This is a genomic window from Vibrio ostreicida (assembly GCF_013074385.2).
Classification (GTDB): domain Bacteria; phylum Pseudomonadota; class Gammaproteobacteria; order Enterobacterales; family Vibrionaceae; genus Vibrio; species Vibrio ostreicida.
Window position 1 is genome coordinate 545,676 of sequence record NZ_JABEYA020000001.1, and the last position, 20,119, is coordinate 565,794.

Sequence of the window (20,119 nt, forward strand, 5' to 3'; positions counted from 1 at the left end):
GGATGAATCCGACAAAGTCATACAATCGATCTCTGCTAAGTGATTGTCATATCGGTTAAGGTGGTCGGAACTTTATGTATAACTGGTAGTCCCATGGCTACAAAATAATGAAAAACTAGGAAGAGAAAATGGCTAAAACTTGGTTGTTGTCGGTCAGTGGTATTGCGCTACTTGCTGGAGGTATATATTTTTATCTGGACTCCGCTGGCCAGCCAGAAGTTTTGCCTACTCTGGCGATAGGATACGGGACGATTGAAAAGCAAGCGGTGGCCGTCGGTAAAATCATGCCTGAGCATTCTGTGTCAATTAAGTCCCAGATAGATGGCATTGTGGGTGAGATTTATGCGGAAGTGGGTGACAACGTCAAGCAAGGCCAGCCATTGATTAAAGTGAGGCCGAACCCTACGCCACAGGCATTGACTCAGGCCACCACAGAATTGATGAGCAGTGAAGCTGATTTGGAGTCGGCCAAGCAGAAGCTAGCCAACCTTGAGAGCTTGATTCAACAGAATATCATTCCCAAAAATTACGATGATTATGTCACGGCTCGCTCGCAGGTGAAGTCAATGCGTGCCAATGTCATGCAAAAGAAACAAAACCTTGAATTGATTCAGAGCGGCGAGGCATCGATCGGACAGTCTCGTTTGACCTCCACTATCTATGCGCCGATCACGGGTACGATTCTCAATCGTAAGGTGGAAGTTGGCGAACCGATTATTTCGACAGAGTCTAGTCAGGCAGCGACGGAAATGATGTCCGTCGCCGATATGAAAAGCCTGATCTTCAAAGGCAGTGTGAGCGAACATGATGCGGCACAGTTGACTCCGGGTATGTCAGTGACATTGACGGTTGCACCATTTCCAGAATTGGATATTCGGGGTAAATTGACCAAGGTCGCGATTCAATCAGAAAACTTAAATTCCCCCGAGGCGACAAGCACAGCCAAGAGTTTTGATAATGGCTTTGAAGTGGAAGTTGGACACCTTGACATTCCAACCGAGGTTCAGTTGCGCTCAGGTTTTTCCTCAACAGCGCAAATAGTGCTAAAAAAATCAGAGGATGTTTTAACCGTGCCTGAGCGCGCGCTGAATTTTGAAGGTGATACGCCGAATGTCCTTATTCCAGATGATTCACAGCAGGGATTCCACAAGCAGAAAGTCAAACTGGGTTTGTCTGATGGCATCAATGTTGAAGTGCTAGAGGGGGTTGTCTTGGACGAGAAAGTGGTTGATAACAGCATGGTAGGGGCGAATCATGGTTAAGCCAAATATGAGTCGATTGGGGTCTCTAACCCTATTGGCGTGCCTGAGTCTCCCTGCTTATGCCATATCGATTGAACAGGCTTGGCTCCAAGCAAAACAAACCGATCCGACTTACGCACAGGCAAAAATAGGGTCGGATTTGGGCGATATCGGTGTGACTTCGACTCGCAGCGGTCTGTTACCCTCATTAAGTGCGGAAGCGACGTCTACTTGGTATCAAGACTCGGATAACACCAATAGCTATGGGGCGACCTTGTCTCAAACGCTTTGGGACAGCAGTCTGTGGTCAGATTTGGACGAAGCTCAGGCCAATGCGTTGAAATCTCGGCTAGAGTTGCTTCAGGCGAGTAATACCTTGGCAGGCCAACTGCTGGCGGCGTATCTCGATGTTGCCAGTGCGCAAGCGGATCTTGAGTTGGCGCAAAATAAGTTGGAAGAGAGTAACAAACTGCTCGAAATTATTGAAAAACGTTATCAAGCGGGCAAAGTGAAGTCGATAGATGTTGAGGACATCCGCGCCACTCAAGTCTCGGAAAGAGCGGGTATCTTAGAGAATAAATCTGTCCTCGAAACGAAGCGAGCAGAGCTGGCAGCGCTGATTAACCAGTGGCCCGAAACGATTGATAAGGTTCGAACGGAAAGCCGCGTGCGTCCACCAATGCAAGTTGAATCTCAACAAGCGTGGTTGGCACTGGCGAAAAGCAGCAGCCCCGAACTTTTGGTCGCCGCACAAAACGTCAAAGCTTTTGAGTTTGCCAAACAAAGTGCGCAAGGGGGCTATTACCCAACCGTGAAAGGGCAGTTGGGTTACGTCGATTCCTCTTCTTCCTCCTCGAATGGCCAGTTTAACGCTGGATTGTCACTCTCGGTACCGATTGATCTCAATGGGGCAACACGGGCAAAAGTTGAACAAGCTTCCCTGAATACGTTGAGCGCCAAACAAGCCCTGCGCAAAGTTGAAATTGACATCCGTAAACGGGTCGTCTCTCAGTTTACTCAAGTAGATATTAATTGGGATCAGGTACTGATCGCGGACCAACTGGTGACCTCTCGCACTAAAGTTCTGTCGAGTAAAGAGACGCTTTACAGTTCAGGCCTACTCGAAGCCTCTGAGGTAATCGACGCCCACAATCGCTTGTTTGAGGCGAAAAACAATCAACAGTCGAGCTTGTATAACTACTGGCGACAGAGAATCGCTTTGTTGCAGACCGCAGGCAAGTTGGATGATGAAGCGATCACACTGATCTCAAGGGCATTTCATTCATGATGAGTATTCTGCAGCAGACAGTGCAGACGCTATTGGCCCATCGGATGAAAAGCCTGTTAGCGATGATAGCTATTGCATGGGGCGTGATTTCGGTGGTGGTTCTAATGGCCCTCGGAGAAGGTTTTTATCGTCACCAAAGTCAATCGTTTTCTTTTCTGACAGAGCAAATCCAGTATGCTTTTCCTTCTTACACCAGTAAACCATGGAAAGGGTTGGCGTCGCGTAGAGAGATCCGGATAACGCAGCAACAAGTTGAATTGTTGCGACAATCTGATTTTGTAGAGAGTGTGGCGGTCAACTATGCCAAATGGGATGCCAGTGTGACGAATAGCAAAGGACAAAGCCTCAGCCGCTTTGTCGCTGGGATCGACGCGGCTTACTTTGACCTTACTCAACGAAAGTTGTTGGCGGGCTCACGCAACTTATCGCCAAGCGATCTCAGTCATCACTCACGGGTAGCAGTCTTAGGCAATCAAGTTGCGCAAATGGGTAACATTCAGTTGGGTGATAGTGTGAATGTTAATGGTATTCCTTTTCGCGTCATTGGCGTGGTGAGTGATGAAGATGGTGGTCGTTCGTTTGGTGATGCTCGAAAGGTGTTTATTCCTCATTCCACCTTCCGTGATCTTTGGAATAGCAAGCCTTGGTTGATGCTCGTCAAACCTGCGTCAGGTATTGATAGTCCGACATTGCGACAATACATACTGCGCTTTTACGCAAGGCAATTACATTTTGACCCCAACGATACCGAAGCGATTTATCTACCTGACTACAGTGAGGGAGCCAATATCATTAATGGCATTCTGACTGGGATTCAACTTTTTCTTGCGGCCAGCGGTGCAATGACAATGGCGGTCGGGGCATTGGGTGTCGCGAATATCCTGTTTCTTTCCGTCACCGAGAGGACCAGAGAAATTGGCGTGCGGCTTGCCATAGGCGCGAGTCAAAGCTCAATTCTTGCCCAGTTTATTGTGGAAGGTTTGATTTTAGTTTCCGTCGGGACGATGGCAGGTCTATTGTGTGCGTTCGGTCTTGTTGCTTTGCTCGGCAATTTGTCGCTGCCAGATTGGATCGGTTTGCCAACCATCACCCTGAGTGCCATTGGGATGTCAATGTTGGTGATGATGGTTCTGGCGTTATTGGCGTCGTATTTTCCAGCTAAGCGGGCCTCGAATTTGACGCCAGTGATCGCTCTTAGTGCGAGGGCTTGATGATGCGATTACCCATGAGACAGATCGTGCAGGAAATGGCGGCGGAGAAACTCAGGTTGAGCCTGACTATTTTTGCCGTCGCCTGGGCGACGTTATGTATCGCAGGAATGCTAGCGGTTGGAGAGGGCATTCGCCAAGGCGTATTAAAAACCGCCCAAAACGGAAACGGCAACCTGATATACCTAATGGGTGGGATGGCGACGGTGGACTACGCTTCGTTCTACCAAGGTAAGCCCTTGCAACTGAAAAAGTCTGATGCCCAAGTGATTCGAGCCTTGCCTGACGTCGAGAGGGTCGCTCCGACCGCTATCTGGGACGAACGTTTATCTGCGGGCGAACGCAGCACATGGGGGCAACCGTTGGCGGTTCCGCCACAGTTTAAATCCATGACAAATCTGGCTTTGCAGTCTGGTGGTCGATGGTTTAATCCTCTTGATCAAAAAGAGACACGTAAGGTCATTGTGTTGGGCTATCTGCTTGCGGCGAATTTGTTCAACCCTGAGGATAATGACAATTGGTTTGCGTCGGTGACGCTAAACGTCAACCCCGTTGGCAAGCAAGTCAAAATAGGTACAGAAGAATTCACTGTCATCGGTGTTCTGAAAAAGAACAGCGCTGAAATTGAGCAAGGGGAACAGATTAACTACGCCAGTTTTGTTCCTCTGTCTACGTGGCAACGATTTCATCCCACTGGCGATATTGGTGGGATTAATGTGCAGCCAAAAGAGGGGGTTGACCGAGAAGCGCTCGCGGCGACCCTGCGTCAAGTGATCGCGCGTACACATGGTGCAAGTGTCTCAGACCAACAGGTTGTTCAGGTTCAGGATATGTTTCTTCAACAAAAAAGTATGCAGACATTCTTGGTTGGCCTGCAAAGCTTCCTCGGTATTATCGGTTTTGTTACCTTGGCGGTTGCGGGGATCGGAATCGCCAATGTGATGTATGCGACGGTCAAACGCTCGACTCGAGACATTGGTTTGCGATTGGCCGTCGGGGCAACACCCAACGGAATAAGGCTTCACTATTTAGTGCAAGCAATGATGACCATGCTCGCCGGAGGTGGGCTTGGCCTTTTGATCACTTATGTATTGGTTGTGGTATTGAGCGGGATCAGTTTAGAAGGGAATGTCTTTTATGAACAGCTAGGAAGCCCCGTACCTGAATTGTCCTGGCTGGTGGTGGCTATCGTTATTCTTACCTTAATGGTGATTGGGGTGATTTCGGCTTGGCTTCCAGCGAATCGAGCGGCGCAAGTTACCCCAATGGAGGCTTTACAAAGTGAGTAATTTAATCAGTCGCGGAGAAATCGTTATGCCGGATAATTCGTTGGTTCAACTCAGTGATATTTGCAAATATTACTCGGGCGGAGCAGAGGAAGTGAAAGCACTTGATGGGGTCAACTTAGCGATCAACCGCGGAGAATTTCTGTCGATTCTAGGCCCTTCGGGATCGGGTAAATCGACCTTGATGAATATGTTGGGGTGTCTGGATAAGCCGACCAAGGGAGAATACCTGCTTGAAGGGCAGAACGTGGCCAGTTTATCAGCCAATCAACTGGCCTCTATTCGTAATCAAAAGATTGGCTTCGTATTTCAAAGTTTTAACCTTCTTGAATACGCGACGGCTTTGGATAATGTGGCTTTGCCATTGGTGTATTCTGGCGTAAAGGCAAAGCCGCGCCGTGAACGGGCTGCTCAGTTACTGGAACAAGTCGGTCTCGGCAACCGGTTGGATCATAAACCCAATCAGCTTTCCGGTGGTCAGAAACAACGTGTCGCGATCGCCAGAGCCTTGGTCAACGACCCGCAAATTCTCCTTGCCGATGAACCGACGGGGGCTCTAGATTCCAAATCGGGGTCGGAGATTGAAGCGTTATTTAATCACTTAAATGATCAAGGAAGGACCTTGATTATTGTCACACACGATAAGGCGTTGGCCGAACGCACGAAAAGAGTGATCACAATCAAAGACGGGCTCGTGGTGTCCGATAGACAGCCTTCTGCATCATTTAACTCGCTTGACTTGCGCTAGTACTGCCCGATGCCCGATGGCTGTGGCAGCTCGCAGCCTTGAATCGCCATGCCACTTCGATGGTCCATTCCATTCAGGGGGAACAATGTCGTTACCTCTGTAAACAAGGCAGCATTGCTGCTGCCTAAGTGTTGGTTATCTCCAAGCCCCCCATTGACCCGTTTGCCCAGGGACTTCCCCTCTTGTCCACCATTGAGCTGTCCAACGCTTTCCGTCATGGGTGACAACGTCACCTGACTGATAGATCTGGGTGGATGACCAGAGGTTGTCAGGCTGAGGTGGGGGAGTATTCCCTTTGTGTAACGAGAGTTGATAATTGAATGTGGTGTTTGGCGCATAGACCTGATTGGAATAAATATTATGGGTATCGAACATGTAATGATTCATCTCAGCATGCCAAGTGCCAACTACCCAGCGATCCTGACCGAGGCTGTTGAACTGGCCAGCGAGCTCGGTCGACCATATTTTCGCTTCGGTGTTGTTGGCTGTAATGGCTAAAGAAAGATCATGTTGTTCGTTGCCGTGCTGATCAAAAGTGCGCAAACGAAGGGTATCTCCTGCTTCAACCGAGCCAAGATCTTGAGGGACAAAGTAACCAATCGCATAAAGCTCCGTGTTGGGCTCTGTCGGTGTAGTGGGATCGGTGGGTGTACGGCCGTTTTCAGTCAATCGAATATCGCTACAATTGTAGAACCCTTCCCCTGCAGGGTCCCGACGCTGCCAGCGTGTATAAAGGATGGCATCTCCACTGCGACCTGAGGGTATTTTGAGGGTGATTCGGTATTTTTTGTTGTCGTCTACGCTAATGTTGCCAGCGTTTCCGATGAGATCTAAGTCTGACCAAGTCAGTGGTTGTGCTGGGTCGTATTCAGGTCTGCTAAGGTAGAATTGCCAGTACGAGGGATTGTGAGGGGCCGTCGCATTAAAAATCAGCTCAAATTGCCCCTGTTCATCGAGGGATACAGCGGTTTTTTGCCAATGTGGAGAGGGAACGTTTAGCCCCACTTTAGCGGGATCGCCAGCACTGCATAGTTCACCATTGCTAACGACGGTTTGAACCTGTCCCATATCCTGATAATTCGCAACATTTGCCGCGATTTCGTTGCGTTGAACAAACGGGAACGCCCCAGATTGATCAAATGCGGCCTGACAGGCAGGGTTAGGAATTCTATTGTCCCAAAAACCACCGTCCAAATAGCAAATATTTTGTCTTGCATTGGGAAACTCTACCCAACCATGTGCTTGGCTATTCAAGGAAGTTAAGGAGATAAGGCTAGCTATGGCGACCGAACTGACATTTAAACAAGTATTCATAATTTATCCTTATTCGTTGTAACGAGACAGACATATCAACAGCAGTCTGTGAACTGAAACTAGCAAGAAAATTATCAATGAGTTGTCAATGTCTCTTTTGCATTCGGGAAATCAATGTCAAATTACTACTTTGTTTCCAATCATAAGCAAAAGGTTGCTTTTCCATGCTTTTCTTTTCGAGTCACTTCAAAAAAGTGAAGCAAAGCCAGGAGCCGAATGATGACACTAACGTTCTGTCACGACGATTCTGTGTGCTTCCTTGGTTTGTTAAATAAATGTATGCTTTATTTTAAAGCATGAATTAAATGCGTGATAAGCATACAAAGATTGACTTTGTCTAAGGGTACTTTGTCCGCGTCTAGGTTATCTTCGCCACTGTGTTGGCAAGCAGCTACAAGCTTAGTACTGCGATGCGAAAAAAATCTTAAATCAAGGTTGCCCTATGTTTAAAACGTTATCCTTAAAAAATAAACTGGCTCTGTCTGCCAGCATTGCCATTGTTATTGGTGGTCTGCTGGTTGAGTTTTTGTCATTTCAAGCGTCTTTGCAGCGCTTAGACATTGAAGTGACGCAGCGGTTACAGAGTTCAACTGCTTCTTACAATCAATATGTGTCGGATTGGATTGAATCTAAAGAGAGGGCGTTAACGTCTATCGTCTCTGATGCAAACATGAGCTCGATCGTAAATCACCTCAAGCAGGTTAAAAAATCTGGGGGGTTAGATAATGTATTTTTGGCTTTTCCAGACGGTTCTCAGCAAAACGCCAATGGTGTGATACTCCCACCGGGCAATGATGATCCACGCAAATGGGGCTGGTATATCAATGCGATGAAGAACCCTTCCAAGGTTTTCATGGATAACCCAACGGTTGCGGCTGCGACGGGTGCGAATGTGGTCTCACTGGGGAGTGTAATTCATTTGGATGGAGGGCAGGTGGTATTGGGCGCTGATGTTGAGATAACCGACATTGTTTCTGGACTCAATAAGGTGATTCTGCCAGGGGAAGGTTATATGTTTATTGCCAACCAGCAGGGCAATATCTTCACCCACAGTGAGACAAAACTGCTCAATCAATCGGTACAACAACTGGGTTTAAACTTTGGTGATATCCAGCAGGCAATGAGTTCTGGTGCTGATGTTTACACCGAAGTGAATGGTGAATTGAGTGTTGTATTTGCCGCACCGATCGAAGGCACGTCATTGTTGACGGTGACGGTGCTCAATCGCGAGTCACTGGTGGCGCCGTTATACAGTGCAGTATGGGGGCAGATCGTTGCTACGGCGATTGTTGTGATTGTATGTACTTTTTTGTTCAACCTCTTGTGTGGTATGTTATTCCGCCCGTTGACCAATGTGTCTAATGCACTGGAGCAAATCGCGCATGGGAGCGGTGATCTAACGCAGCGTCTTCATATTGATAGTCGTGATGAAGTCGGTCATTTGGCAGAAAATTTCAATACTTTTGTGAGCAGTATGCAGCAATTGATTACTCATATTCGTGAGCAATCCCATCAGTTGTCTGAGCAGTCTGAAATCAGTAATCAACGTTCTGATCGTAATGTCGATGAAATTCACCAACAGAAGCAGGAAATTACCATGGTTGCCACTGCGGTAACGGAAATGGCCTCTGCGACCTCAGAAATTGCGTCACACGCCGAGCAAACGGCGCACTCTGCAAAAGGGTCGGCGAAAAATACCGAAAATGGCCGTATGGTGGTTTTGGAAAACAAAAACTCCATCAATCGATTAGCCAATGAGCTCCAAGAGGCCAGTAATGTGGTGGGCGAATTAAATCGACACTCTCAAGATATCTCCACAGTGTTGGCGACCATCCAAGGGATTGCTGAACAAACCAATCTCCTCGCCTTGAACGCGGCGATTGAGGCGGCGCGTGCGGGTGAACAAGGTCGGGGGTTTGCCGTGGTCGCTGATGAAGTCAGAGTGCTCTCACAAAGAACGCACGATTCGACAGAAGAAATCAAAGCGACCATTGACACGCTTCAGGGGACAACAGCCAATGCGGTTAAGTTAATGGAGAGCAGTTCCTCACTGGCAACCAATTCAGTCTCAGACGCAGATAAAGCCAGTGTTGCACTTGAAGAAATTAATACTGCGGTTCAATCGATCAGTGACATGGCGACTCAAATAGCCACCGCAGCAGAAGAGCAAAGCCATGTTACGAATGAAATCACTCAAAGTATCACCTCGATCAAGGATGTCGCTGATCAATTGGTGAACAGTGCTCAAGATAGCTCTAAAGAGGCAGGAACCGTGAAAAATTTATCAGGAGAATTAATGGCGAAAGTCTCCACGTTCAAGCTCTAACCGTCATTGCTGGTAAGCCGTCACACCTCCGCTTATTCACTTTTTATGCACTGACAAGAAAGACTGTCAATATTTCTTTACCAAAACCCACATAAGCAACTGGTTGATTATGTGGGTTTTGCGCATATGTTTGTTATTGGGACAAAACAAACCGAAAAGGGAATACCAATGAAGACAAACTTATGCAACCTTGGCTTGGCGTTAGCATTATCGGTCACGCCTATGGCGATGGCTGAGACGGTTTTACCTGTTATTGCTGATGAAGTGACATATTCAATATCCGACTCCGACTTGAAAGGCATTTCGAGTCATCATCTTAGCCGGACTATCGAACACCAAGGTGCCGCTTTTATTAAACTTCATTTCAAGCGTTTATCTTTACCAAAAGGCAGCATTTTACGCCTTAAATCGGCGACGACCAATGAAGTGGTTGAATACACGGACAGCCAAATCGATTGGTTTGCTCAGTCCATTTCTAGTGATTCGGTCGTGATTGAAATGATTGCCAACTCAAAGGGTCAGCAGGGGCAGTTTGAACTTGATTACTATATGGCAGGAAAAGACTCGGCTGAACAAGAGCTCGCGACCTTATCGACCTGTGGGGTCAACGAACGAAAAGATGTGGCTTGCTGGGAAGATTCTCATGCCGATAAAGTCGCTTGGACCACCCCGGTGGCGAGACTTCTCATCAATGGGCGTAGCCTTTGTACCGCATGGCGAGTGGGGCCGGATAATCGTATGTTCACAAACAACCACTGTGTTGCCAGTGAATCTGAGTTGAAAAAGACGGAAGTTTGGTTCAACTACCAGCGCAGTACGTGCAACGGATCCATGGCGACCACCGTCAAAGTGATGGGTGATCAGGTGCTTAGCACCGACTACGAACTCGACTATACCTTATTTACCGTCGACGATTTTTCCAAAATTTCATCATTTGGTTATTTAGGACTGGATGACTCTGAGCCTACGTTTGGTGAGGGCATTTATATTCCTCAACATGGCTCGGGTAACCCCAAAGAGTTGGCAATAGAAAGCGACCAAAATGGGTCAGGGTTATGCCAAATCGATATCGCATCGGCGAATGGACGTGGATCTAATACAGACACTGGATACTTTTGTGACACCATCGGTGGTTCGTCGGGCTCGCCCGTGCTCAAGTCTGGCAATAACAAAGCTATCGCCTTACACCATTTTGGGGGGTGTGAGAACCAAGGGGTCAAAATCAGCAGAATTTGGCCAAAGGTTGCTACGCATTTTAATAACATGTTACCCGATGGTGCGGTCGGGCAGCCAGATGATGGCATTACTGAGCTCAGCTTGGGTTCCGCCCTTTCTAATCTGTCGCTATCCAAAGGCGAACAACGGATGTTTGTCCTCCGCGCGGTCAATCGAACGTCTGATGTCACCGTAACGATTGATTCGGGTGCAGGGGACGCCGATCTCTATGTTCGTTCTGGGTTACAGCCGTCAAGGAGTGCGTACGATTGCCGACCTTATCGATCAGGCAATACTGAGTCGTGCGCTGCGGGTAATGCCAATGAAGATCTCTATATCATGATCAACGCCTACAGCAGTTTTTCAGGTGTCACTTTGTCGTTGTCAGCGCAGTGACCTCGACTTAAACTCGGGCGCTTCGGCGCCTATTTATTCTCACTTTATGACTAATGATAAAAGAGTGACAACCTTTAATTACAGCTCGGTGTAAAGTGAAAAATTCTCAAAATGTAAATAACTATCCTAAGTTTTGGTGATTTTATAAAACTCCTTGGAGGAGATTATGAACTACACGAAAACGTGTTTGGCACTGACTCTTACAGCCACCTTTTTCAACGCTTACGCTGAAGATAAAGTGTGGATTTCTATCGGCTCTGATGCAGCCAAAACCGTCGCTAAGTCAGAGGCTCAGGCGGTGTTGCCTCATTCGATAGCCAGCAGTGGCGATGTATGGGTTGGGCAAGTTGACACCAACCAACTGGCCGGACTGTCTCATAACATGCATGAGGAACATCATCGATGTGGTGGCTATATGGTGCATGGGTCTGTTCAGAGTGCGATGGCGGCGAGTGCAATGCCATTAACACTGTCCACTTTTTCCATGCCGGATATCTCGCAACAGGCCACGGTCAATGCTTGGCTGCCACAAGTCAATCCCGCAGAGATCACGGGCACGATTGGTTCTTTGACCAGCTTTAACAACCGTTTCTATACGACGACTTCAGGTGCTCAAGCCTCTGATTGGATTGCAAACCGCTGGCGCGCGCTAACCTCAGGATTGCCTAACGTGAATGTCGAGCAGTTTTCTCACTCGGGCTATAATCAAAAATCAGTGATTCTGACCATTGAGGGGACAGAAAGTCCAGATGAGTGGGTGGTCATGGGGGGGCATTTGGATTCGACCATTGGTGCATGGACGAATGAACAGTCGATCGCGCCTGGTGCGGATGATGATGCTTCAGGTATTGCCAGCGTGACAGAAATTATTCGTGTGTTGGCTGAAAATAATTTTAAGCCCAAACGCTCGATGGCGTTTATGGCATACGCGGCAGAGGAAGTCGGTTTAAGAGGCTCACAGGACATTGCCAACACCTATAAGGCGCAGGGCAAAAATGTTGTGTCAGTATTGCAACTGGATATGACGAACTATAAAGGGTCGAGCGAAGATATTGTCTTCATTAATGACTATGTCGACAGTGGGTTAACGCAATTTTTGACTCAGCTGCTTGATGAGTATTTACCCGCGTTACGTTATACCTATGATCGCTGTGGCTACGCGTGCTCTGATCATGCTTCATGGCACAATGCTGGGTATTCAGCTGCGATGCCGTTTGAAGCCAAGTTCAACAACTCAAACCCCAAAATCCACACGACACGAGATACCTTAGAGAATTCTGATCCGACGGGAGCTCATGCCACCAAATTTACTCAGTTAGGGCTGGCCTATGCGATTGAAATGGGTAATGCAACAGGCACCCCTCCTCAACCTGGGAATGACCTTCAAGATGGCGTGCCGGTGACTGGGTTGTCGGGTGGGACGAGTAGCCAAACGTTGTATCAATTTGAATTAACCACCTCTAAAACACTCGATATTAAAACATCCGATGGAACAGGGGACCTCGATCTCTACGTTAAGTTTGGTAGCGAAGCGAGCAAACAGAATTGGGACTGTCGCCCCTACCGCTATGGAAACAGTGAAACTTGTACGTTTAACAACGCGACACCCGGAACCTATCATATCCTGCTTGATGGATATTCGGCATACCGTGGCGTGACCTTGGAAGCAACGACGCGTTAATTGACAAAAGATGGTTTGTTGACAAACCATCTTTAATCTCTCACTAAACATCTGATTTTGATTGTAAAATCAATTCAAATTAGTGACTTTACTCCAAAAAAATGCCAATTAAAATAATAATTTCATATAATAATGCTTGCGTATATTTGCCGTGTGAAGCTAATGTTATTATGTTGGCTGGGTGTATTCACGGTTTACAGAAAGCGCAAGCTTTCAGATTACGGAGAAATCCGTTGTCGATACTTAAAATAGATAAGTAAACCGGACTTCATCCTTACGTTCTTTTTTTCGCTCGTGCATGCAGTGAGGAGGCGTAATGAATATTGGTTTTAAAACACGTATATATCTCGGTGTCGGTTTGCTAGTGACGATATCACTTATCGTTCTAGGCACGCTCAACATCGTATCAATGAAAGAAAAAATGGTCAGCTCATTGGTGAGTGAAACTCGCAATAAGCTCAACTTTCATGTCACAGAGCTTGAGCAGTTGATGCAGTTTCGTATCAACGCGATCGCTGAAGCCTCAACGCAATTTACCTCTTCTTTGTCTGATGACGGAAATCAAAATTTGGTCTCTTTGCTCGCCAAGAGTACGGGGATTTCCAATGTCATCATGACTTATGATGATGGCCGCAATTATATGTCGCTCCCAAGCAGCAACCGTTTTGATTTCCGTGACCGTGAATGGTACAAAGCGGCCAAAGCAGCAACTGGCGTTGCGCTCACTGGTATTTACGACGACAAAGTCACGGGTGAGAAAGTGATCAGTGTGACTATGCCAGTATTAGAAGGTGGGCAATTTGTCGGTGTTTTGCTTGGTGATATTCAACTGGGAGAAGTCATTAAAACCGTGAGTAGCATGCGCTTTGCTGGTGGTGCCGCCACCTTGACCGACCATGATGCGGTGTTTTTTGCCAGTGATGATCCGAATGATATTGGCCGAACGCCTTCACAAGTGAGTGCTAATTTTGCGGATATGGAGCGAATGTTCTCCGCTCAGCAAAGTGGCCACTTGACCTTCCCTTATCTCGGGATTCAGTTCGATGGATATTTCCAACGAGTCAATCTGACGAATAATATGTATTGGACTCTGATGGTGTTCGTTGATCAGGCAACGGCGCTTCAGTCGGTTGATAAAGCGGAAAAAGAAGCCATTGGGACTGGGTTTATCTTGTTTGTCATTAGTTTTGGCGCGATCTTTGTCATTCTTCATTATGCCTATAAGCCCTTACTGGGGCTAAAATCTGCCGTGCTGGGCTTATCTCAAGGTAATGGTGATCTTACACAGCGTTTGGAGGTCAGTAGTCATGATGATTTAGGCCAAATCAGTCAAGGTTTCAATCAATTTGTTGAAAGCTTGCAACAGATGATGTTACAGATTTCTCAGGCAAGCGAGAGCATTTCGTCGAGTCTGATACAGCTGGGTGAAACGGCAAAAGAAAATGAGTCTCAATTGTTGACCCACTCCAGCGAAACCGAGCAAGTAGTAACGGCTATAACTCAAATGAGTGAAAGTGCGAGAACGGTTGCGGAAAGCGTCCACCAGTCTAATCGAATTACAGAGTCTGCCAGTAAAGAGGCTCAATCTTCGCTGTCAATTGTCAATAATGCGGTCTCTACGGTCAGCACCTTGGTGACAGAAGTGGAAGACATGTCTAGCCGTATTGTCAGTATGAAAAAGGATGCGAATCGAATTAGCGATGTACTGACTGTGATCGGTGAAATATCCGAGCAGACCAATTTATTGGCATTGAACGCGGCCATTGAAGCGGCAAGGGCGGGAGAACAAGGACGAGGGTTTGCTGTCGTTGCCGATGAAGTTCGTGCTCTGGCGGCACGTACTCAGAACAGCACCACCGAAATATCAGACATGCTCGTTCAGTTACTGGATGGCACTGATAATGTCGTCAAAGCGATGGAAACGACGAAAGGGCAGTGCCAGTCGACCGCGGAGAAAACGTCAGATGTATCTGAAAGCCTTGGTGTTATGTCTGTGTCGGTGAAAGAAATTGATGATGTCAGTACACAAATTGCCGCTGCGACAGAAGAGCAGAGTACCGTAGCGGAAGAGCTGAGTCGCAATATGCTCTCGATCAGTGAAATAGTGACGTCTTTAGTGAGCAGCGGCCAGCAAACGGTTGTTGCCACAGAATCTTTGGGAGGAACAAATCAAGAACTAGAAAGGTTGGTCGCGAACTTTAAATTACGTTGATGCTTTTGAGCTTCTAGGAGGTAATGTATGTACTATGCAGCAATACTCGAAAGAGATGGCTTAAAAGCAAATACCCTGTCTTCTCACTACGTTGAGAAATATAACGATGTCGTCAGTCGATTTTTTAGTCGTGACGAGCGCATTTGGCCGCTTTTTTCTTCCCCAGAGTTGAGCATGTTGTCAAGGCGAACCAGCCCATTTTCTCCTCAAGAGAAAGCCTCTCTAGAGCGAGCATTGAGTGAAAGAGTTGATATTCCGGAGCGAATGAGTGAGCCAACGCAGGCCTTTGATCCTTTGGCCCTGTTTGCTGCTCACCAGTGTAAGGATTGGCAAGACCCTCGTTCAGTAGAAAATGTTATTTCGACCCCTTGTGACCCCGCGATTCATGGCGCAATGCTCGCTACGCTGAAAAATCCTAATTTAGTTTACAGTGAATACGCGGGTATGGCGGTTGAATTGGAACGCTTGGTGGTTCGGCAGATTGCCAATCTTGCAGGTTACAATCCGAAAACCGCTGGGGGGATCTTCACCCAAGGAGGAACATTTTGTAATCTGTACGGCTACTTGTTCGGTTTGAGAAAAACGTTTCCTACGTCAAAGCTTGACGGTGTCGCTGGGAAAAAATTTTGCATGATCAACTCCGAGTCTGGTCACTACTCTAATATGACCAATCTTTCTTTGCTCGGCATTGATATCAACAATCAGGTTATACGGGTCAAGATAAATGCCAACAATCAGATCTGCGTTTTGGATTTGGAGCGTCGCCTCAAAGAGTGTTTTCATCAACGAATTTCTGTGCCGACCATTATGTTGACGTGCGGAACAACGGATACCTTTGCCATTGATGACATTGTCAAAGTGAGGCAAATCACGCAGCGTTTGTGTCGTCAATATGGTGTGCGAAGAGCGCCCCATATCCATGTCGATGCAGCGGTGGGATGGAGCCTTATGTTTTTTAATGACTATGATCTTGAACGAAATCCATTGGCGATCAATTCCGCGACACTCAAGAGCGTCGACTACCTTAAAAAAATGATTGCAGGTCTGCAAGCGGCAGACTCTTTCACTGTCGATTTCCAGAAATGGGGCTACTCGCCCTATACGTCGAGTTTGTTGATGGTCAAAGATGGGCGTGATTTTGATGCGTTAAGTCAGGACGCGAGTTATTTCTCTTACTTTGACTCACAGCTAAAACAAGAAACACACCTCCAGTCGACTATCGAATGTTCACGTGGCGCGGTGGGAGTATTCTCTGCATACTCGGCGATGCAGTTCATGGGCAAGGAAGGTTATCAGGTTGTCATGGCGCATGGTTTACAGAATGCGAACTACTTACGGATGCGCATGCAACAAATCCCAACATGTCATGTGGTTGGGGCTGATAACCATGGCCCCGCGGTGGCCATGCGCTTATACCCGCGTGAGTGTGGTTCTGGTTTGCACACGTACCAAAGGGAGCGAGACGTCAAACACAGTGACAAGGAAGTCGACGAATTGATCAAGAATACCGTCTTTCACCGTAATCACTTTCTCAATCGGCGCGGGCGAGGGCTGAACACCAATTGGGTTGAGTCTATTGCGCATACCGAATATGACAGTTTAGGCCACTGCTTAACACTGCCCGGTGAAAAAGCCGTGTTTCTTAATCCGTATACATCAAGAGAGCACATTGATGAGTATTGTCGTTTGTTTCGATGACTGATTGGTTGATGTATTTCTTCACATCATGACCTAATCTTTGGTTTAAGAATCAGTGAATGAATCAGGGTGATACCATTAGCATCGTTAAGCGTATTTGTTTAAGCTTTGTTTTTCTTGGTCATGTTCCGCACACGAGTGCCCAGCAAATGGTCTATCTTTTGGAATTGGATTGGGCAAGTCAACGCGTACTCACTTATGTTCTGTCCGATATTCTCGCGTCTTATGGGATTGACTCAGAGGTCATCACCATCCCCTCTACGCCCCAGTGGATGTATTTGAGTACGGGGAAAGCAGATATTCAAGTGGAAGTTTGGGAAGGGTCAATGGGGCCTCAGTTTGAAGATCTACGTGATAAGAATTTGCTCGAGGAAGGGGCGGTACATTTTGCCACAACGCGTGAGGAGTGGTGGTACCCCAAATATGTTGAGTCTATGTGCCCTGGCTTGCCCGACTGGAAAGCGTTAAAAGCGTGCTCTGCATTGTTTGCTCAACAGGGTGAAGAAGTGGGCACTTTCTATACCGGCCCTTGGGAGAAGCCGGATAATGCCAGAATTCGAGCGCTCGATCTTGATTTTAAAGTCGTCATCTTGGCATCGGGAGAAGCGATCAATCAAAAAATTCATGAATATATCGCGCAAAAAAAGCCCTTACTGATTTTTAACTGGTCACCCAACTGGGTCGAATTTGTCTATCCTGGAAGTTTCGTTGAATTTCCGGATCACACTCAAAAATGCGAGGACGATCCGAGTTGGGGTTACAGCGCTAAATTTCTCTGGGATTGTGGAAACCCCAAAGATGGTTGGTTGAAGGTGGCGATTTCAAAGCAGCTTTTCACAAAATCACCATGCGCTCTTAAAATTGTGCAACATTTCAGATTGACGAATAGCGATATTGCTTTAGCCGCAACCTTGGCCGACATCGATAAGTTGGAGGTTGATGATGCCGCGAGAGAGTGGATAAAAAGAAAAACAGATTATATCCAACATTTGAAAAAAACAGTGATTTGTCAATGAAAGTCAAGGCGTGCGCTTATGGAAACATAGGTTGCTGATGTTATGCATAATGAATCTACGTTGGTCTAGCTTTCATCCTGACGGTGGAACAGGACATATTGATTACGCCCGTTTTGTTTAGCCTGATATAAAGCATCGTCTGCCGCTTTGAAGACAAAATCCCAACGGTTTGTTAGCTCGTCTTCGTTACAAAGTTGGCATCCTATTGATATAGTGACGGCCAATATTTTCTCGCCGATGGTCAGCTGGTGTTGGCTAACACTTGTACGAAGCCGCTCTAATGTTTCTTCAATCGCGTGTCCATTGTCGACGGATATCAAGATTACAAACTCTTCACCTCCCCAGCGCGCAACAATGTCTTCTCCCCGGATGTTGTTTTTTAACAGTGTGGCCGTCGCTTGCAATACTTGGTCGCCGATATCATGCCCGTGTGTGTCATTGAAGTGCTTGAAATGATCGATATCAACCACACCCAGGCCATACAAACGGTTATGAAGGGGAGAAGACGAGCGGTTTAACAACCAGTTCTCTACATAGCGCCGATTAGAGAGACCTGTGAGCAGGTCGGTTGTGTTTTGGTCTTCGAGCTCTCTATTTAGACGTTTCATTTTGAAAAGACGACGCGAGAAGAGGAAGGCAATCAGAACAAATAAACAAACTAGGAGAATATCTCTGGTTCGTTGTGCATTGAGTTTGGTCTGCTGCAATTCGTTGCGAGCTTCAAGCAGTTTGAGTTCACTGCTATTGAGATCGCGTTCCAAAGCATACTTTTCGTTCAGTATTTCATCATCAAAGGCTTGACGATAAAAGCGCTGTTGAACGATAGACTGGCGCTCCATGTATGCTAAGGCCTGTTGATAATTCCCCTGAGTTTCATAGGCGCGAACTAAAGTCTCCAGTGTGTCAATTTGCAAAAGAATATCATCGCTTGCAGATGACGCTAATGTTTTTATCACTTGTTTTGCATAGTCAATACTTGCTTCAAAATTTTTGGCAGCAGCATTGGCTTCGGAATACGCGCTGTAACATCTGGCGAGTGTGAGTCCTGAAATGGAGGTGTGAATGTGAGCCTCGTTAATACAGCGTTTGGCTAATTCAAGCGCTTGTTCTACATACCCTGCATCGCTGTATTGCTTTGACATATTGGATAATATGGTCAATTTTATTTGGTTTGAACCTGTTGCATTGGCTTCTTGCAGCGCTTTTTGCATATATTGTTGCGAAGGTACTTTGTCGTTCATTGCAAAATAAATAGCGCTGGCATTAGAGTACAATATTGCTTCGAATAAATGGTTGTCATACCCCTGAGAATCATAGAGCCCCAGTGCTCGTGATATGTAGTGTTCGGCGCGCGGCCACTCTTTTGATTGCATGTATACGGTGGCGATATTATTTAATGTCATGGTGGTTTGAAAATGGTCGTCCATGGCCTCTAAAACCGCATAAGCCACTTTATAGTAGTGGAGGCTTGCCTTGATATCAGCGCGTTGGATTTTTGCATTACCTAACCACCGATAGGCTCTCCCTAATAGACGCCTGTAACCAATGTCTTTGGCAAGACGTACCACCTCAAGTAATTGTTGCTCTCCCTCCACAATGTGATCGGAGTCGAGTAAGTCAATCGCCTGATTGAGCTTGGCTTCGGCTTCGGCCCATTTAAGTTGGTGAACACTCGCTAATTTAACAAGATTAGGGACGTTTGATGTCTCTAGCCCTGCAAACTCGCGTAGGTTTCTGAGACCAAAATAGTAAAGCGCTTGCTCTGATGGCGTGGCCTCTGTTGGTAGCCTAATACGAGAAACGTCAACCTGGCTCGGTTTACATAAAGAATTGTAATAGAAATTCAGCATCGGCTTGGGCTCGCCACCTAGGTATTGGTACAAGTAGTCATTTTTCGGTGGTATGTGGCATGCGGCATGAGCAAATAACGGGAAGGCTATGGCCAAGAGGGTGAGAAGCGGCTTAAACAAGTGGGGCATGGTTTATCATGTTCAGGGTATAAAAATATATTACTATTCTATCAATAAAAGTACTTGTTCATGATGAACAATAAAATTGAACATTTAGTACTGTCTTCACCCATAACAAATGTGCTTGACCATTCGACATTTCAAGTCAACTTAGAACCGAACGCCTACTAGTAAGGTGACTTATTTCACATAAAGTTGCATTTACGTAATCGAATGCACTTAAATGTTACATTCGTTACATAACGATTACTGGGTATCTGGCAAAATGCTAGAGTAAGACACTGATTATTGGTGTCTTATCAGATTAATCAACACTTCAATCCACAGCCCAAACTATTGTTGATTTAAAACACTAATAATTTTAGATTCGGTAGTGAAAGTTACCAAAATGTTAGCTATATAGTGGAATTATACGACTTTTTGCTACATTTTTATGGCAAATCTATCGGATGATTGATAATGTGTGCAGCAATCTTTGCTGGTATTCAGGCTTTTGTGCTTAATTTTTGTTCTAATCAGA

General features: G+C 46.5%; 13 protein-coding genes. 11 read left to right on the plus strand and 2 right to left on the minus strand.

The features are described 5' to 3' along the window. Positions 1-128 precede the first annotated feature (128 nt). Genes HLM86_RS02300 through HLM86_RS02320 form a run of 5 tightly spaced genes read left to right on the plus strand, consistent with a single transcriptional unit; the run spans position 129 to position 5,771 of the window. Entirely contained in the window at positions 129-1,262 is a 1,134-nt protein-coding gene (locus tag HLM86_RS02300; RefSeq protein ID WP_170882051.1) for an efflux RND transporter periplasmic adaptor subunit, read from the plus strand. Then, entirely contained in the window at positions 1,255-2,529 is a 1,275-nt protein-coding gene (locus HLM86_RS02305) for a TolC family protein (protein ID WP_170882050.1), read from the plus strand. The genes HLM86_RS02300 and HLM86_RS02305 overlap by 8 nt, the downstream gene beginning before the upstream one ends. Further along, a complete protein-coding gene (locus HLM86_RS02310) occupies positions 2,526-3,740 on the plus strand; it encodes an ABC transporter permease (protein WP_170882049.1) in 1,215 nt (404 codons plus the stop codon). The genes HLM86_RS02305 and HLM86_RS02310 overlap by 4 nt, the downstream gene beginning before the upstream one ends. A 2-nt stretch (positions 3,741-3,742) precedes the next feature. After that, positions 3,743-5,026: an ABC transporter permease gene (locus HLM86_RS02315; RefSeq protein ID WP_170882048.1), complete on the plus strand. Its 1,284-nt coding sequence runs from the start codon at positions 3,743-3,745 to the stop codon at positions 5,024-5,026. 25 nt (positions 5,027-5,051) lie between these two features. After that, a complete protein-coding gene (locus HLM86_RS02320) occupies positions 5,052-5,771 on the plus strand; it encodes an ABC transporter ATP-binding protein (RefSeq protein WP_170882235.1) in 720 nt (239 codons plus the stop codon). Between the two features lie 135 nt (positions 5,772-5,906). On the opposite strand, the gene HLM86_RS02325 is transcribed toward HLM86_RS02320, so the two are convergent. Then, positions 5,907-7,085: a lytic polysaccharide monooxygenase gene (locus HLM86_RS02325; RefSeq protein ID WP_170882047.1), complete on the minus strand. Its 1,179-nt coding sequence runs from the start codon at positions 7,083-7,085 to the stop codon at positions 5,907-5,909. A 442-nt stretch (positions 7,086-7,527) separates the two neighbouring features. Between HLM86_RS02325 and HLM86_RS02330 the strand changes: the two genes are divergently transcribed. From HLM86_RS02330 to HLM86_RS02355, 6 genes are all read left to right on the plus strand, one after another. Then, complete coding sequence (locus HLM86_RS02330; protein ID WP_076585047.1) at positions 7,528-9,411, plus strand: methyl-accepting chemotaxis protein; 1,884 nt, start codon at positions 7,528-7,530, stop codon at positions 9,409-9,411. A gap of 168 nt (positions 9,412-9,579) precedes the next feature. Then, on the plus strand, positions 9,580-11,022 hold the full coding sequence (locus HLM86_RS02335; RefSeq protein ID WP_170882046.1) for a serine protease: 1,443 nt from the start codon (positions 9,580-9,582) through the stop codon (positions 11,020-11,022). Between the two features lie 166 nt (positions 11,023-11,188). Next, positions 11,189-12,703: a M28 family metallopeptidase gene (locus HLM86_RS02340; protein ID WP_076585043.1), complete on the plus strand. Its 1,515-nt coding sequence runs from the start codon at positions 11,189-11,191 to the stop codon at positions 12,701-12,703. Between the two features lie 316 nt (positions 12,704-13,019). After that, positions 13,020-14,915 (plus strand): methyl-accepting chemotaxis protein, encoded by a 1,896-nt coding sequence (locus tag HLM86_RS02345; RefSeq protein WP_076585041.1) that lies wholly within the window; start codon positions 13,020-13,022, stop codon positions 14,913-14,915. Positions 14,916-14,942: 27 nt separating this feature from the next. Then, the gene (locus HLM86_RS02350) at positions 14,943-16,613 is read left to right on the plus strand and encodes a pyridoxal phosphate-dependent decarboxylase family protein (RefSeq protein ID WP_170882045.1); all 1,671 of its coding nucleotides are present in this window, start codon (positions 14,943-14,945) and stop codon (positions 16,611-16,613) included. A gap of 59 nt (positions 16,614-16,672) precedes the next feature. Then, entirely contained in the window at positions 16,673-17,629 is a 957-nt protein-coding gene (locus tag HLM86_RS02355) for an ABC transporter substrate-binding protein (RefSeq protein ID WP_083949279.1), read from the plus strand. Positions 17,630-17,694: 65 nt separating this feature from the next. Here HLM86_RS02355 and HLM86_RS02360 read toward each other — a convergent pair whose 3' ends face one another. Continuing rightward, positions 17,695-19,608 carry a tetratricopeptide repeat-containing diguanylate cyclase gene (locus tag HLM86_RS02360; protein WP_254868735.1) on the minus strand — a complete coding sequence of 638 codons (1,914 nt, stop codon included), beginning with the start codon at positions 19,606-19,608 and terminating at the stop codon, positions 17,695-17,697. Positions 19,609-20,119 lie beyond the last annotated feature (511 nt).

Coding starts and splice junctions, on each gene's coding strand:
- HLM86_RS02320 (WP_170882235.1), top strand. CDS start 5,052: ATGCCGGATAATTCGTTGGTTCAACTCAGTGATATTTGCAAATATTAC.
- HLM86_RS02340 (WP_076585043.1), top strand. CDS start 11,189: ATGAACTACACGAAAACGTGTTTGGCACTGACTCTTACAGCCACCTTT.
- HLM86_RS02345 (WP_076585041.1), top strand. CDS start 13,020: ATGAATATTGGTTTTAAAACACGTATATATCTCGGTGTCGGTTTGCTA.
- HLM86_RS02330 (WP_076585047.1), top strand. CDS start 7,528: ATGTTTAAAACGTTATCCTTAAAAAATAAACTGGCTCTGTCTGCCAGC.
- HLM86_RS02325 (WP_170882047.1), bottom strand. CDS start 7,085: ATGAATACTTGTTTAAATGTCAGTTCGGTCGCCATAGCTAGCCTTATC.
- HLM86_RS02305 (WP_170882050.1), top strand. CDS start 1,255: ATGGTTAAGCCAAATATGAGTCGATTGGGGTCTCTAACCCTATTGGCG.
- HLM86_RS02300 (WP_170882051.1), top strand. CDS start 129: ATGGCTAAAACTTGGTTGTTGTCGGTCAGTGGTATTGCGCTACTTGCT.
- HLM86_RS02335 (WP_170882046.1), top strand. CDS start 9,580: ATGAAGACAAACTTATGCAACCTTGGCTTGGCGTTAGCATTATCGGTC.
- HLM86_RS02360 (WP_254868735.1), bottom strand. CDS start 19,608: ATGCCCCACTTGTTTAAGCCGCTTCTCACCCTCTTGGCCATAGCCTTC.
- HLM86_RS02355 (WP_083949279.1), top strand. CDS start 16,673: ATGAATCAGGGTGATACCATTAGCATCGTTAAGCGTATTTGTTTAAGC.
- HLM86_RS02350 (WP_170882045.1), top strand. CDS start 14,943: ATGTACTATGCAGCAATACTCGAAAGAGATGGCTTAAAAGCAAATACC.
- HLM86_RS02310 (WP_170882049.1), top strand. CDS start 2,526: ATGATGAGTATTCTGCAGCAGACAGTGCAGACGCTATTGGCCCATCGG.
- HLM86_RS02315 (WP_170882048.1), top strand. CDS start 3,743: ATGCGATTACCCATGAGACAGATCGTGCAGGAAATGGCGGCGGAGAAA.